The sequence below is a fragment of the Candidatus Paceibacterota bacterium genome, assembly GCA_028711505.1.
Classification (GTDB): domain Bacteria; phylum Patescibacteriota; class Minisyncoccia; order JAHISW01; family Tagabacteraceae; genus JAQTSC01.
Window position 1 is genome coordinate 1 of the sequence record JAQTSC010000004.1, and the last position, 14,772, is coordinate 14,772.

The 14,772-nt window shown below is 41.1% G+C and carries 12 protein-coding genes; 5 read left to right on the plus strand and 7 right to left on the minus strand.

All coding sequences use genetic code 11. The annotated features are described in order from the left end of the window. Nucleotides 1–173: 173 nt before the first annotated feature. Nucleotides 174–2,720, minus strand: coding sequence for a PBP1A family penicillin-binding protein (locus PHC85_02150; protein MDD5032895.1), 2,547 nt, complete (start codon nt 2,718–2,720; stop codon nt 174–176). A gap of 175 nt (nt 2,721–2,895) precedes the next feature. On the opposite strand from PHC85_02150, the gene tyrS reads away from it, so the two are divergent. Then, nucleotides 2,896–4,089: a tyrosine--tRNA ligase gene (gene tyrS / locus PHC85_02155; GenBank protein ID MDD5032896.1), complete on the plus strand. Its 1,194-nt coding sequence runs from the start codon at nt 2,896–2,898 to the stop codon at nt 4,087–4,089. A 50-nt stretch (nt 4,090–4,139) separates the two neighbouring features. Here tyrS and PHC85_02160 read toward each other — a convergent pair whose 3' ends face one another. The 6 genes from PHC85_02160 to PHC85_02185 form a co-directional block, all read right to left on the minus strand. Beyond that, nucleotides 4,140–4,262, minus strand: a complete 123-nt coding sequence (locus PHC85_02160; protein MDD5032897.1) for a hypothetical protein — start codon at nt 4,260–4,262, stop codon at nt 4,140–4,142. Nucleotides 4,263–4,396: 134 nt separating this feature from the next. Then, complete coding sequence (ruvC, locus tag PHC85_02165) at nt 4,397–4,870, minus strand: crossover junction endodeoxyribonuclease RuvC (GenBank protein ID MDD5032898.1); 474 nt, start codon at nt 4,868–4,870, stop codon at nt 4,397–4,399. 15 nt (nt 4,871–4,885) lie between these two features. Then, nucleotides 4,886–5,446, minus strand: coding sequence for a YebC/PmpR family DNA-binding transcriptional regulator (locus PHC85_02170; GenBank protein MDD5032899.1), 561 nt, complete (start codon nt 5,444–5,446; stop codon nt 4,886–4,888). A gap of 19 nt (nt 5,447–5,465) precedes the next feature. Further along, nucleotides 5,466–6,476, minus strand: a complete 1,011-nt coding sequence (gene ruvB / locus PHC85_02175) for a Holliday junction branch migration DNA helicase RuvB (protein ID MDD5032900.1) — start codon at nt 6,474–6,476, stop codon at nt 5,466–5,468. A 306-nt stretch (nt 6,477–6,782) separates the two neighbouring features. Next, on the minus strand, nt 6,783–8,453 hold the full coding sequence (locus tag PHC85_02180) for an ATPase, T2SS/T4P/T4SS family (protein MDD5032901.1): 1,671 nt from the start codon (nt 8,451–8,453) through the stop codon (nt 6,783–6,785). Nucleotides 8,454–8,482: 29 nt separating this feature from the next. Then, on the minus strand, nt 8,483–9,580 hold the full coding sequence (locus PHC85_02185) for a hypothetical protein (GenBank protein ID MDD5032902.1): 1,098 nt from the start codon (nt 9,578–9,580) through the stop codon (nt 8,483–8,485). A 63-nt stretch (nt 9,581–9,643) separates the two neighbouring features. On the opposite strand from PHC85_02185, the gene tsaE reads away from it, so the two are divergent. The 4 genes from tsaE to PHC85_02205 are packed head-to-tail and all read left to right on the plus strand — an operon-like array spanning nt 9,644 to nt 14,763. Beyond that, nucleotides 9,644–10,108, plus strand: a complete 465-nt coding sequence (gene tsaE / locus PHC85_02190) for a tRNA (adenosine(37)-N6)-threonylcarbamoyltransferase complex ATPase subunit type 1 TsaE (protein MDD5032903.1) — start codon at nt 9,644–9,646, stop codon at nt 10,106–10,108. A 30-nt stretch (nt 10,109–10,138) separates the two neighbouring features. After that, nucleotides 10,139–12,532: a DNA polymerase gene (locus PHC85_02195; GenBank protein MDD5032904.1), complete on the plus strand. Its 2,394-nt coding sequence runs from the start codon at nt 10,139–10,141 to the stop codon at nt 12,530–12,532. 15 nt (nt 12,533–12,547) lie between these two features. Then, a complete protein-coding gene (locus PHC85_02200) occupies nt 12,548–13,165 on the plus strand; it encodes a hypothetical protein (GenBank protein MDD5032905.1) in 618 nt (205 codons plus the stop codon). Between the two features lie 32 nt (nt 13,166–13,197). After that, nucleotides 13,198–14,763: a PAS domain-containing sensor histidine kinase gene (locus PHC85_02205; protein MDD5032906.1), complete on the plus strand. Its 1,566-nt coding sequence runs from the start codon at nt 13,198–13,200 to the stop codon at nt 14,761–14,763. Nucleotides 14,764–14,772: the final 9 nt, after the last annotated feature.

The window sequence follows — 14,772 nt, forward strand, 5'->3', positions numbered from 1 at the left end:
GAACTCGGTATAAAACCCGAGTTTTATAAATTAAGCGTTAAAAACAAAAAAATTTTTCTATCTTCTGTAAATCCCGTGATTAAAAACGAGATTTACATAAATAAAAACAAAATTCTGAAGAAAATATCAGGCAAGTTTAAAAAAAATAGCCCTCAAAATCTTTTCTTTACCGGTTAATCGGTAAATTTCAAAGTGATATTGTATTCACTTTTATTTTTTACTTTGTCATAAACCACCAGTTTTAATGTTTTCGTGCCAGAAGAAAAAATAGAATCGTTTAAATTAAAAGAAAATCCAAAGGGGTAAGACGAGGCTGAACCAAGGAATTTTTCATTGAGATAAAAATCTATTTGCCCCAAGGAAAATTTACTACGGTCAACAACACTGATGTTTACGGTTTGGTTTTTTGAAAAAGATGAATTTTCCAGCGGGCTTAAAATTGTTATTTCCGGAGCGTTTTCCTGTTTGTGTATGTCATCATAATCTTTTGGGATATTGTTTTCCGTTTCTTCCGCTATTTTTTGAATTTCCACCCAATTTCTTATCGGTGTTTCCCATAAAATAAATTGAGGGTCTTCCCCGGGGTTCGATGGTTTTTCTCCAAGTGGATTGTTTTTATCTACCCAATAAAGGATTGAATGAATTTGCGTTAAAACTTTTATTTCCTTCATTTCTTCGGGTGTGTTGTTTGTCGCGAGTTTTCCCGTTATTTTGTCGACAATATAAATTATGCCTCCGCGCCAATTTCCCGTTAATACGGGTTTCAATTCGCCTTCCCCTGTTCTTTCCGGTTTCAAAAAATCTTCTTTTGTTGTTTGCTCAAGCGCTTTTTTCATAAATGCGTTCCACATGGGAGCCGCGATGAACCCCGCCACCTTTTTTTCCATGGAGCTGTTGTCGTTGTTGCCCACCCATACTCCGGCGGCGAAATTGGGCGTATAGCCTATTACCCAGGCGTCGCGGTAGTCGTTTGTTGTTCCTGTTTTTGCCGCAACCTGTCTTTCGGGAAAATAAAGGTAAGAACTTTCACCAAAAGCCGGAGTTCTGGCATTGTTGTCCGAGAGCACGTCGTTTATCATACGCGCTATTTTTTCTTCCAACACGCGTTTTGGTTTTGAGTTGAATTTTTCCAAAATATCTCCTTCGTTATCTTTTATTTCCAAAATCGGCGTCAGTGAATTTTTTACGCCATCGTTTGCAAAAACCGAATAAGCGCCGGTCATTTCAAGGAGTTTAACTTCCCCGCCCCCAAGAACCAGCGTGAGCCCGTATCTTGAGGGGTCTCCCAAGGTGTTTATTCCAAGATCTTTGGCTGTTGCAAGAGAGTCTTTCAACCCGGCAAGATAAAGCGTTTTTACCGCCGGAACATTTATTGATTGTGCCAGCGCGTCTCTTAGACTGATTGGGCCCCTGTAAACATGGTCATAGTTTTCCGGATGATAACAAACCTCGGATTTTACTCCCGGTTTAGGGGTTCCGTTCGGGTTGCACAAAGAGCTGAATTCGGTGAATAAATCAAAAACAACAGTTTTGTCTATATACCCTTTTTTAAAGGCGGTGGCATAAACAAATGGTTTAAAAGAAGAACCGGGTTGTCTTCCTTTTTGGTAAGCGGTTACATTTACGCTTGGCTCAAACTTGCAGTTTACTCCCGGGGTGCAGTTTTCAGGAAGAGGATCCGTGTTCCAGTCTCTTGAACCTACCATCACGAGAATTTGCCCTGTTTTTGGGTCAACAGCGGTGAGCCCTGCGTTGTACGCGTTGAATTTGACCTGGTTCTCCTCCGCGTATTTTTTTACTATTTTTTCGGCTTCTCGCTGTAAGTCCAAATCAAGCGTCGTTATAACTCTTAGCCCCCCTTGTTCAACAATGTCTTTCCCGTATTTTTCTTCAAGATAGCTTTTTACGAACATTACGAAATGGGGCGCTTGTATTCCTTTTTCTTCGGCGGTGAGAAATGCAATTTTTTCAGTTTTGGCTTTTTCGTATTCTTCTTCTTCAATAAAATTCAGATTAAGCATTCTTTGAAGAACTAAATCTTTTCTTTTTTCAAGGTCGTCGACGTGGACGCCGTAAGGAGAATAATAAGAAGGCGCTTGAGGAAGCGCGGCAAGATATGCCGCTTCCGCAAGCGTGAGGTCTTTTACTGATTTTCCCAGAAAAGAATTTGCCGCGGCCTCAATTCCGTAATTGCTTCCTCCATAGGGAATTTCATTCAGATATAAAGTGAGAATTTGGTCTTTGGAAAGCGTTTTTTCCAGTTTTAACGCGATAAAAAGCTCTTTTATTTTTCTGGTAAAGGTTTTTTCTCCGGTAAGAAAAGAGTTTTTCGCGAGTTGCTGCGTTATTGTGGACCCTCCCTGTTTTAATTCTCCGGACATTATATCCACAAAAAGCGCGCGCAATATTCCGATCGGACTTATTCCTTTATGCTGGTAAAATTCCGAATCTTCTATTGCCACCGTGGCGTTTTTTATGTTTCGCGGAATGTCTTCATAGGGGACAACCGTTCTTTTTATATTCTCATGTATGTCATAAAGAACGTTTTTCCCCGTTTTGTCGTAGATTTTGGTGGATTCAGCAACTTTTCGTTGATCAAAAGTGCTATAGTCGGGGATAGCTAAATTTTCAAACCACCTGACCAAAAGAAGCCCCGAAGCTATCGCGGCCAGTATGACGAGAATAGGCAAAAATTTTACTATTTTTCTTTTTCGTTTCATTTAGAACTTTATCTAATTAATCTAGCCTAAAAAAAAGCCTTTTTCAACTCCAGACATGAAGATAGTAAAGTGTTTGAGCATTTCAATTTTTGGATTTTTATATTGAGGTGAAGCCCCTAAGCTGCCGCAACCGCCGCCTTTGATTTAACGGATATTTTTTGCTAACCTGTTTTATATGGCTAAAGCGGACAGAGATAAAATAAAACAGATTTTGGAACGGAATGTTGTTGAGGTTATAGAAAAAAACGACTTGGAAAACCTGCTTAATTCCGGTAAAAAATTACGAATTAAACTCGGCATAGACCCGACGGGCCCTCGCCTCCACCTTGGGCGCGCCATTTCTTTAAGAAAACTCAGAAATTTTCAGGAAGCCGGCCATAAAATAGTTTTGATAATTGGAGATTTTACCGCACTTGTCGGAGACGCTTCGGACAAACAATCGGCGCGCAGCCAACTCACAAAAGAGCAGATAAAAAGGAACATGAAGGATTATAAAAAACAGATTGGGAAGATTTTGGATATAAAGAAAACGGAATTTCATTACAACAGCAAATGGCTCGCTAAATTGAAATTTGAAGACGTTTTGCGCATTGCTTCCCTCTTTACCGTCCATCAGCTTATAGATAGAAGAAATTTTAAAGAAAGATTTGAAGCGGGCAAAATTATCGGGTTTCAGGAATTTATGTATCCTCTTATGCAGGGATATGACTCCGTGGCGATAAAAGCGGATGTTGAAATTGGCGGAACCGACCAGCTTTTTAATCTTATGGCGGGAAGAAAGCTCCAGGAATTCTACGGGCAGAAACCTCAAAATATAATGACTCTGGAAATGCTTGACGGGCTTGATGGACAAAAAATGTCCACTTCGCAGGGAAACGTGATAAACATAACCGATACGCCGGACGATATGTTTGGGAAAATCATGTCTATGAGAGACGAGATGATAATGGGATATTTTAAAACAACGACGGATATTTCCGATGAAAGGCTGGGCTCGATTAAAGCAGGTCTTGATTCGGGCAGTTTAAATCCGCTTGAAGCGAAAAAAGATTTAGCTTTTGAAATAGTCAGAATGTACCACGATTCCGCAAAAGCGGAGCGCGCCAAAGAAAAATTTGAAAGCGTTTTTCAAAAAAAAGAATTATCGGCGGATAGTTTTGATGAAATAAAAGTTCAACAGGGCGAAGAGCTCAGTGATATTAGCGTAAAACGCGGACTTGTCGCTTCGTTATCTTCTTTTAGAAGACTTATAAAATCCGGCTCGATTGATTTTGAAGGAGAAGCGATAAAAGATGTGCATTTCAGAATAAAAAAATCCGGAGTTGTCCGGATAGGAAAAAAGATCTTCGTAAAATTGATTGTCGGCTAAATTTAAAAAAACAAGGCTGAGCGCGAAAGCGTTCAGCCTTGTTTTTGTTCTTAAAGTTCGTCGTCTGCCTCGTCCTCGGTTTCTTCGTCTTCTCCGAGCCAGTCGTCTTCCTTTTTGTCAGCATCGTCTTTTTCCTCCATTTCGTCTAACTCTAATTCTTTGTCGTCGTCCATATGTTTAATTTTGCCAAATTAATTATTTAACGACCCCCGGTTTGCCTTTTTGCTAAGCGATTAGCCGGGATGCTTATTTATTTAGCAGAAACGGTTTTTTTTGTAAAGACGTTTCAAAAAAAGTGTGAATAACTTTAAATTTTTATGGTCGCGGAGGCCGTAAGGCACAGCGCTATGGCGTCGTAGGTATCGTCATATTTTACCGGACGCCTTATTTTTATAAGAAGTTTTACCATTTTTTCAACCTGGTCTTTTGACGCTTTTCCGTTTCCGCAAACAGCCGCTTTTACCTGCAGGGGCGTGTATTCTTGTATTTTAATTCCGTTTTTGGTTCCCAAAAAAATTAAAATTCCTCTTACTTCGGCGACCGCCATCGCAGTTTTTTGGTTTTTGGTGATAAAAAGTTTTTCCAGGCATAAAATATCCGGTTTGTGTTTTTTTATCATTTCTTCGACTTTTTCCGCAATTTTTAAAATTCTCTCTTCGTGTTTTTGTTTGGGACTTGTTTCAACGCAAGAATAATCAATGAGATTTTCTTCCGACTTGTTTTTTTCCAAGACCGCGTATCCCAGACGGCCGTAGCCCGGGTCAATTCCGAGAATTTTCATATGTTTTGTAAAAGATTAAAGTTCGGGTTCGGTTTCAGCTTCTTTTGCGTTAGTATAAACTTTTTGCACATCGTCTCTGTCTTCCAGTTCGTCAATAATTTTTTTAAGCGATTCTTTTTCCGCGCTTCCTATCTCCAGCGGAATTTTCGCTTTCCATGCGCCTCCGCTTTCTTTTTCAAAAGCCCAGGCCGCAGAACCCGGTTCTCCGAGTTTTACTCCTCGCTGAGAAAGCAGATGCCGTATTTCGTTAAATGTTCTGTTTTTGTTGTCGGTTATCGTTTCAATAATAAGAGAACAGCCGCCGGGTCCGAACGCTTCATACCTTGCTTCTTCGAGATTTTCTTCCTGGCTCGATCCCGCCCCTTTTTTTATCGCCTTTTCAATATTATCCGCCGGCATATTCGCGGCCTTTGCCTGATTTATGGCGTATTTAAGTGAAGGATTCATTCCCGGGTCCGTCCCTCTTTTTGCCGCAAGAGAAATAAGCCGCGAAAATTTGGAAAAAAGCTTCCCTTTTTTCACGTCCGTAATGGATTTTTGGTGTTTTATCTGGGCCCACTTTGAATGTCCGGACATGTGGATTATGATTATGTTTTTATAATAAAGTGTCCTGGCGAGGGAAAGGCAAACCTAAGTGCTCATAAGCTCTTTTTGTGGCCATTCTTCCCGTCCTTGTTCTTTCTATAAAGCCAAGCTGCATTAAATAAGGTTCGTAAACTTCTTCTATCGTGGCCGTTTCTTCCGACGCCGCCGCGGCAAGAGCCTGTAATCCGACTGGCCCTCCGTTAAATTTATTTATTATTGTGAGCAGTATGCTTCTGTCGGCTTGTTCAAGCCCTGCTTTGTCAATTTCCAGAAGACCGAGAGCTTCTTCCGTCGTTTTGATATCAAGGAAAACTTTTTTATTTACCTGAGCGTAGTCCCTGCACCTTTTTAAAAGTCTGTTTGCCACGCGGGGGGTGCATCTGCTGCATTCGGCTATTTTAAGAAGAGCTTCCTTTTCCGCGCGAATTCCAAGGATCTCAGCCGACCTCCCGATTATTCTTTCTATTTCCGGAACAGTATAGAACTCAAGTTTAAAAGTTCCGCCGGAAAAACGCGACCTCAAGGGAGACGACAAAAGAGAAACTCTTGTGGTGGCGGCCAAAAGAGTAAAGGGGGGCAAATCCAACTGAAGAGTTCTGGCAGACGGGCCTTTCCCTATTATGATGTTTAACGAACGCGATTCCATCGCCGGATAGAGAACTTCTTCTATCATTTTATTTAAGCGATGGGCTTCGTCTATAAAAAGGATGTCGTTTGAAGAAAGATTTGTAAGAACCGATGCCAAGTCTCCGACTTTTTCCAAGGCGGGACCGGAAGTTATTTTTATCGGCGAAGACATCTCTTTGGCGATGATGTGGGCAAGCGTGGTTTTGCCGAGCCCTGCCGGACCGTAAAAGAGCAGATGCTCCAGCGGTTCCCCCCTCTCCTTGGCGGCGCCTGAAAGTATTTTCAAGTTTCTTTTTATATTCTCCTGTCCAACGTATTCGTTCCATGAGCCGGGTCTCAGGGTTGAATCAAGGGAAAGGTCTTCTTTTATTTTTGCTCTTTTCAAAAGAGTCATTTTGTTGTATCTTGTTAGAGGTGTGATTTCTCGCGCCTGTTCGGCGCTAATTTATCCTCCTGCGGTTAGTAAACCGTCAGACTTGACAGGTTTTTTGTTTTCTGCTACAATTACAGAAAGTCAAAACAGAACCCTCAAAATCTCCAGACATAAAATTTATATTTATCGGGATTTTCTGCGCTTTACAGCGCTTTTAAGGACGTTCTGGTTTGCCAGGTTTCCTGGCAGGCGAGAACTATCCTTGGGAAGATCCTCCGCTTTTGGTGCCCACATTAAAAGCATTGTCTGGAGATTTTGGGGGTTTTGTTATTCCATATCCACCACTCTCCTAACTTCATCAAATGAAGTTTCCCCTTTTAAAATTTTCAATGTCGCGTCCTGTTTCATGACCAGCATTTCTTGCCTCACGCTGGCTTCTCTTATTTCTGTTTCCGACGGATTTTTCATAACTAATTTTTCCATCTCGTCGTCTATAAGAATTCCTTCAAAAATTCCAATTCTTCCTTTGTATCCTATTCCCCCGCATTTCTCGCATCCCGATGCCTGATAAAGCTTCGCTTTTTTTATGTCGATTTTTTCTATTTTTTTAGGTAATCCCTCCATTATTTTTGAAAGAATGGCCAACTCTTCTTCTTTCGGTTTGTATTCTTTTTTGCAGTAAGGGCATAATTTTCTGACAAGACGCTGGGCTATTGCCAAGTTGACAGCCGGCGCGATTATATTCGGATTGGCTCCGAGTTCTATAAGCCGCGGTATGGTGCCGGCGGCATCGTTGGTGTGTATCGTGGAAAAGACCAGGTGCCCGGTTAAGGCCGCGTTTAAGGCTATCTCCGCTGCTTCCAGGTCCCTTATCTCGCCGACCATGATGACATCTGGGTCCTGCCTTAATATTGAGCGAAGCCCCGAAGAAAAATCATATCCTTTTTCCGAATTTGTCTGCGTTTGCGTGATTCCTTCAAGGTGGTATTCTATCGGTTCTTCGAGCGTTATTATCTTTATTTCCGGAGACTGGATTTCTTTTAGGAAAGCGTAAAGAGTCGTTGTTTTTCCCGAACCCGTGGGGCCAGTGGTAAGTATCATGCCGTTGGGTTTTTTGATTTGGGTTTTTATGATTTCCTGCAGGGAAGGGTCCATACCCAATTCGGCGAAATTGACGTTTATTGATTTCGGATTAAGTATTCTTAGAACCAAAGATTCTCCGTAAGGTCCCGGGAGAGCCGACGTACGTATTTCTATTTCTTCGTTTTTTATCTTTACGGAGAAACGTCCGTCTTGAGCCTTTTCCTTTATATTGAGTTTCATCTCCGAAATCAGTTTTATCCGCGAAAGGAGTAGTTTGTACGCACGTTGATCGAATTCCAGAACGTCGTGAAGAACTCCGTCTATGCGGAATCTTATTTTTACTTCGTTTTCTTCCGGTTCTATGTGGATATCCGAAGCGTCCGTTCCAAAAGCGCCGGCCATGAGTATTTCCAAAAGTTCAGAAATTTTTCTGTTTTCGCCGGTAGCCGTTTTTTGAAGGAACGCCGCTTTTAAATTTTCAAGAGAATAAGCCTGGCTGAGGAATTCTTCTATCCTTTCCGGTGAAATGTCTATTATTCCTTTTGAAAGCTCTACGAACGCTGGAACTTCTTTATACCTTGACCACGCTTTCTCAAGGCTTTTGTTTGAAACCAAAAAAGGCTGAATTTCGTAATCTTCGCTAAGCTTTTTAATCCATATTTTTGCTGTTTCCAGGGTTGGGTTTTGTTCCGCCACCTGGATTTTTTTGCCGATGCCCTGAAACACCGCTATTTTGCCTTTTCTTGAATCTTGCTCCGGAATAAGTTTGAGATAATCCAGGTCAATGGTCATTTCCGACAAGTCGGCATACGGAATCCCGTACTTTTTTGACAAAAGATTAGTGACTTCCTCTTCCTCTTTTTGACGGAGATGTTCTATTTTCAATTTTTGTTTTTCTTCGTCGAAGATAGCCACTTTTTAGAATTTTATTTTATATATAAATTTTACAGCACTTCTTCTTTTTTCTCCACACCTTCTTTTAATATCTGCCTTAAATTTATTTCCGCCGAAGTGAAATTTTCAAACGGTCCGGCGGTTAAAAACCCGCCTGTTTTTTTAAGCCCGGATTCTTGGAGTTTGTGGTAGGCCGCTTGCGTTCCTTCTGCCAGGCCGGGAATGACGAGCGCTTCGACATTTCCGTTCGGCTGCCACATCAGTATATGCAAATCTTGCGCGACAATATGTTTCCTCGCGGTTTTTAATAGTTGGCGCATGTCTTCGTAGGATAATCCGAAATTGCCGGTTTTTTGAATGTCTCTGGCGTTTAAAAAGCTCCAGGAAACATTGGACTCCGAATCAACAAAGGTTCGGGCAAGAATTCTTCCGAGCAGCTGCGAAAAAGAAGTGTTTTTTTCTCCTTCCGTGACCGCTTCCACGGCATTTTTGAATCTGCCGCTTTTCCCCGAAAGTGTAGCCGCGAGATGAAAGACGTTTTCCGTCGTGTTTTCCGTGAGGCCGTTGGTTTCTTTTAAAAGAGACGCCAAAAAAATAGCGGCGACATTCTCTTTGTCCAGAAGCGAAGGATTAAATATTTTTGCCACATCAAATATTTTTTCGGTGAGAGTCTCCGCTTCCTTGGACACGAAAAATATATTTTCTTTGTTTGGAAGATTAAAATTTCCGTTTAGGCGGGAAAGGTCTTCTTCTTTTTCAAAAAAGCAGATTACCGCTTCGGGTTCTACCGGAAGTTTTTCGAGCAGTAAATCGTTTATGGAAAGAATTTGGTTGCCGGCGGTTATTATCAAAAATAATTCGTCTTCACTTTCTTTGTAGGAAACTTCCCTTACTTCATATCTTGATTTAGGAAGCCTTATGGATGTTTTTTTGGGAAAAGATATCTCCGGAGCTTGCCTTATTATGGCGTTCCATTTTCTGAGAAAATTTTCGGGCGGATCGGGCAAAAGAAGACAGGCCAGATTTTGAAAAGACATCGTTTCTTTTAGAGCCTCTCTCAAAAGAAGTTCGTGTTCTTCCGGAAATTCGCCCAAAAGCAAAACGAAGCTTTTGGATTTTGAAATTTTTTGCCTCGTCTTTTCTGTCATTACTTTCTTACTAGCATTTTTCCCTTATTCACATCAAGCTTGACCCTGTTAGAAGTTTTCAGCATGCTATTATTAAAGAAAGATATGCGGAACATAACGACAAAAACCGTAAACCAAACCCAAAAACTGGCGGCAAATTTGGCAAAGAAAATTATTAAAGCCGGGCCTTTAGATAACGGGGCCTTGGTTGTCGGTCTTGTCGGCGATCTCGGGGCCGGCAAAACCGTTTTTACGCAAGGTTTTGCCGCGGCACTTGGTGTAAAAGAAAAAGTAGTTAGCCCGACTTTCGTTTTGCTTCGCCGCTACAAGATAGAAATCTCGGGTTTTAAAAATTTGATTCATATAGACGCCTATAGAATAGAAAATTCCGAAGAAATTTTGGAATTGGGGTGGAAACAGATAGTTGAAGACCCTGAAAATATAATTGTTGTGGAATGGGCGGAGCGCGTTAAAAACATTTTGCCGAAAAAAAGTATTGAGATAAAAATAGAACATTTTGAAAAAGACAAAAGGCGGATAGGTTTTTAACCGGTTTGGGTTGAGGGTATAATAAATTTAATGGCGGCTTTAGAAAAACAAACTCTTGTTCTTATCGATTCTCACGCGGTTTTGCACCGCGCTTTTCACGCTTTGCCTGATTTCGTTTCTCCCGGCGGCGAGCCCACGGGCGCGCTTTACGGATTTACCACCACCTTGTTAAAAGTGTTAAAAGATTTTAACCCTTCGCATATTGCCGCTTGCTATGATTTACCGGAGCCGACTTTCCGCCACGTCTCTTATAAAAATTACAAAGCCAAGAGGCCGAAAACCGACGAGGGGCTTGCTTTGCAGATTGATAAGTCAAAAGAAATTTTAAGAGCTTTGGGAATTCCTGTTTATGAAAAAGCGGGATTTGAAGCTGACGATATTTTGGCTTCAATAGTCGAGCAATTAGGGGAATCCCGACGTAAAGCCGGGGCTTCGGCTGAAACCTCGGGATTAAAAACCATCATAACGACCGGAGATTTGGACACTCTTCAGCTCGTAGACGACGATGTCTCGGTTTACACGATGAAAAGAGGAATCCAGGATTCTGTTTTATACGATGAAAAAGCCGTTATTGAACGTTTTGGCTTTGATCCGAAATCACTTCCCGACTACAAGGGGCTTATGGGCGATCCCTCGGATAATATAATAGGAATACCGGGAATAGGAGAAAAAACCGCGAAAATTTTGATAAAAAATTTCGGAAATATTGAAAATCTTTACAAAAAATTGAAAACAGAAAAAGTTTCCTTGGAAAAAATAGGCATAAAAGAAAGAATTATAAAGCTTCTCGAAGAGCACGAAGAGGAAGCTCTTTTCAGTAAAGTCCTTGCTGAAACAAGAAAAGACGTGGATACGGGATTTTTTCTTGGCGACTGCGAATGGCCGCGCGGTTTTAATAAAGAAAAGTCGGAAGAAATTTTTAAAGAGCTCGGTTTCCGAAGTCTTGTTTCCCGGCTTTCCGGCTTCGGAGAAAAAAAAGAGCCGGAAGATAAACCTTTTTCTTCGGCAACTCCGGAAATTTCCGAAAGTGTAGAAAAAGAACTTAAAATAGCTTTTTGGCTCCTGGATTCAAGAAGAGCGAATCCGAAACTTGAAGAAATTTTTTCCTATACCGGAAGCTCTTCGGCAAAAGAAGCCGCGGCCTTTTTAATTTCCGAGCTTGAAAAAAACGGCATGAAAAAACTTTTTGAAGAAATGGAAAAACCGCTTATCCCTATTCTTTCGGAAATGGAAAAGACTGGAATTCTTCTCGATGTGGATTATCTGAAATTATTTTCAAAAGATTGTCGGAAAAAACTTGAAAGCGCCAAGAAAAAAATATGGAAATTGGCCGGAGTCGAATTCAATGTAAGCTCGCCAAAACAGCTTGGCGACGTTCTTTTTAACAAAATGGGAATTTCCGCGAAAGGCTTGAGAAAAACCGGAGGCGGAGCTCTTTCAACCAAATTTTCCGAGCTTGAAAAGCTAAGGGACAGACACGAAATCATAGAAGAAATTTTTTCCTACCGCGAACTCGCGAAACTCACCACTACATATATAGATAATCTTCCCGGCCTTGTTGATAAAGAAAATCGGCTGCATACGACTTTTGTCCAAACCGGCACGACCACCGGCAGGCTTTCTTCAACGGACCCGAATCTTCAGAATATTCCCATAAGAACAGAGCTTGGCCGAGGGGTCAGAAAAGCGTTTATTTCCCCAAAGGGATTTTCTCTTTTATCGTGCGATTATTCGCAGATAGAACTTCGAGTGGCGGCTTCTCTAAGCGGAGACAAAAAACTTACAAAAGCGTTTAACGAAGGCAAAGACATTCATAATAAAGTCGCTTCGGAAGTTTTTAACGTTCCCTTTGATAAGGTGGACGCTGAGATGAGAAGAAGGGCCAAGGTAATAAACTTCGGAATTATTTACGGGATGGGCGTTAACAGCTTGAAAAAAAATTTGAATTGCACCCGAGAAGAAGCCGAACTTTTTTACGACGAGTACTTTAATGATTTTTCCGGTATGTCCGAGTATATCGAGAAAATAAAAATGGAAGCGAGAAAAAAAAGTTTTACGGAAACTTTTTTCAAGAGGAGACGCTACCTTCCGGAAATAAATTCTCCTGTTGAGTATATAAGAAAAGAAGCGGAAAGGATGGCGATAAACGCTCCTATTCAGGGAACAGCCGCCGATATAATAAAAATTGCCATGGTAGACCTCGGCAAGAAAATGGCGGCGAAGGAATTTTCCGGCAAAGCGCGGCTCCTTCTGCAGGTTCATGACGAACTGCTTTTTGAAGTAAGAGATGATATAATTGAGGAAATCGCGTCTCTCGCGAAAGAAGAAATGGAAAAAATACGCCTGCCCGAAGTTCCTATTTTGATAGAAGCAAAAATCGGGAAAAATTGGGCGGAAATGAAAAAGCTCTCCGTTATAAACTGACAAAATCTTAAATAAATGGCGTTGAATTTAGATAAAATTGATTTAAAAAAAGAGATAGCGGATCTTAAAAAAATCGCCGGAGAACAAAGAGGCAATGACGCGAAATTTTTGGTTGATTACATAAAAAAGAAAGAAGGCGAAAACGGATTTGCCCGTTTGAAAAAGGAATTGGAAAAAAACGGATACGCGCTTCCCGACGTGGATAAAATAAAAAACACCGAATGGATTCCGGCAAGCATTCCGACCATCATCATGGTGTCGGCCGCGAAGTTTTTCAGATGGGAGGAAGAAGATGTTTTTGAAATGGGCAGAAAAGTTTTGAGTTTCTCTCCGAGCATAAAGTTGTTCTTTAAATATTTTCTTTCCCCGAGAAAAACTTTCAGTCTCGCGGAAAAGGCATGGAAAAAGATTTATTCTTTCAGCGAAATAAAACTGATAAAATACGACGAGAAGAATAAAATAATAGTAATGAGGGTTTACAATTTCAAAAAACATCCGATTACCTGCGTTTATTTAAGAGGAGGAATTTCAAAATTTGCGGAGATAGCGACTGGTCTTAAAAAAGTCAAAGCCGAAGAAACAAAGTGCATGTTTAAAGGAGACCCGTACCACGAATATACTTTTAAATTTTAATTTTGGCGAGAACATAAAAACGAAGCGACGAGATGAAAAAAAAGAATAAAAAACATCTCCTTCCCCGGCTTAAGGCCGACGTGGAAGATCTTGAAAGATACATAGAAGAATTTTCGCTGTTTTTGCCGCTTGCTGTTTTTATCCTCAATCCTAAAAGCATCTTCATCGACGCGAATAAATCGGCGCTGAAGCTTTGCGGGTACAATGACTACGAAATAATCGGAGAAAAAATAGAATTTCTTTTTAAGGATAAAAAGAAAGCCAGAATTTTTTTCAGGAAAGTTTCAAAAGAGAAAAAACGCGCCGAAACGGAGATGATTCTTTTGGACAAAAAAAACCGGCAAGTACCGGTGAATATTTCCCTCGCGCCCAGGATGGATGACGACGGAGATATCGTGGGTTTTTTTATGGCGGTATCCGATATAACCGAGAGCAAAAAATTTCAGGAAAATCTTGAAAATAAAGTAAAAGAAAGGACAAAAGACCTCGAAAAAGCGCGGGTGAACCTGGCGGAAACACTGGAGCAAACTCGGAAAGCCAAAGAAATTGCCGAAGAAGAAGAAAGTAAAACAAAAGCTATCTTGTTCGGTATGGACGACGGGCTTATTTTTTTCGACAAAGAAAACAAGCTCGCTCTTATGAATACGTTCGCTAAAAATCTTCTGGGCTTTAAGCAATTTAATGCTTTGTCGTCTTCTTTTTCCGAATTGTCCAGAAACCGGCGTTTCAAGGCTGTTGCCGACGCGATAGGTCCCGGATTAAAAAAGGTTTTTCGCAAACCTGTTGTGTTTGAAGGCGAAGACGCTACGGAAATTTCAACCTTTGCGGTAGGAAGCGGCCGTAAGCGGATAGGTCGCCTTGTTGTTTTCCATGATGTTGCGAGAGAAAGAGCCATGGATAAAATAAAATCCGAATTTATTTCCGTTGCGGCTCACCAACTAAGAACGCCACTCTCTTCCGTTAAATGGGTTTTAAAAATGATTCTGGACGGTGATTTCGGAGATATTACTCCCAAGCAGAAAGAATTTATCGGAAGAGGTTATGCTTCAAACGAAAGGATGATACAGCTGGTTAACGATCTTCTGGACGTAAGTCGCATAGAAGAAGGCCAATTCGGTTTCAAGTTTACGTCGGAAGACTTTAACAATTTTTCGGCTGTTGTCGCGTCCAATTTCAGGGATGCCGCTGAAAGAAGCGGAGTTAAACTAACTATAAATGTCGGAAAAACCCCTTTGTTTTTTTCTTTTGACGTTCAGCGCATGGAAGTTGTTTTGTCTAACCTTTTAGATAACGCGATAAGATACACTTCTTCCGGAGGAGAAGTGTCTTTTTCGGTTAGCGCCGGAGAAAAGGGTGTAATTGTCTCGGTCAGAGATACTGGCGTTGGGATACCGGAAAAACAAAAAAGTCGGGTTTTTACCAAGTTTTTCCGCGGAGATAATGTCGTCAGGATGCAAACCGAAGGCACCGGGCTGGGTCTTTATCTTTCCAAAAACATAACAGAAAAACACGGAGGAAAGATAAGTTTCGAGTCCGAAGAAGGAAAAGGAACGGTTTTTAACGTGTTTTTGCCTTTTAAAACGAAATACTCTTCTTGACGAATTTTT

What these genes read in the sequence shown, in the direction of transcription:
- tyrS (MDD5032896.1), top strand. Translation starts at nt 2,896, where the DNA reads ATGGCTAAAGCGGACAGAGATAAAATAAAACAGATTTTGGAACGGAAT.
- PHC85_02170 (MDD5032899.1), bottom strand. Translation starts at nt 5,446, where the DNA reads ATGTCCGGACATTCAAAGTGGGCCCAGATAAAACACCAAAAATCCATT.
- PHC85_02150 (MDD5032895.1), bottom strand. Translation starts at nt 2,720, where the DNA reads ATGAAACGAAAAAGAAAAATAGTAAAATTTTTGCCTATTCTCGTCATA.
- PHC85_02185 (MDD5032902.1), bottom strand. Translation starts at nt 9,580, where the DNA reads ATGACAGAAAAGACGAGGCAAAAAATTTCAAAATCCAAAAGCTTCGTT.
- PHC85_02200 (MDD5032905.1), top strand. Translation starts at nt 12,548, where the DNA reads ATGGCGTTGAATTTAGATAAAATTGATTTAAAAAAAGAGATAGCGGAT.
- ruvB (MDD5032900.1), bottom strand. Translation starts at nt 6,476, where the DNA reads ATGACTCTTTTGAAAAGAGCAAAAATAAAAGAAGACCTTTCCCTTGAT.
- ruvC (MDD5032898.1), bottom strand. Translation starts at nt 4,870, where the DNA reads ATGAAAATTCTCGGAATTGACCCGGGCTACGGCCGTCTGGGATACGCG.
- PHC85_02160 (MDD5032897.1), bottom strand. Translation starts at nt 4,262, where the DNA reads ATGGACGACGACAAAGAATTAGAGTTAGACGAAATGGAGGAAAAAGAC.
- PHC85_02205 (MDD5032906.1), top strand. Translation starts at nt 13,198, where the DNA reads ATGAAAAAAAAGAATAAAAAACATCTCCTTCCCCGGCTTAAGGCCGAC.
- tsaE (MDD5032903.1), top strand. Translation starts at nt 9,644, where the DNA reads ATGCTATTATTAAAGAAAGATATGCGGAACATAACGACAAAAACCGTA.
- PHC85_02195 (MDD5032904.1), top strand. Translation starts at nt 10,139, where the DNA reads ATGGCGGCTTTAGAAAAACAAACTCTTGTTCTTATCGATTCTCACGCG.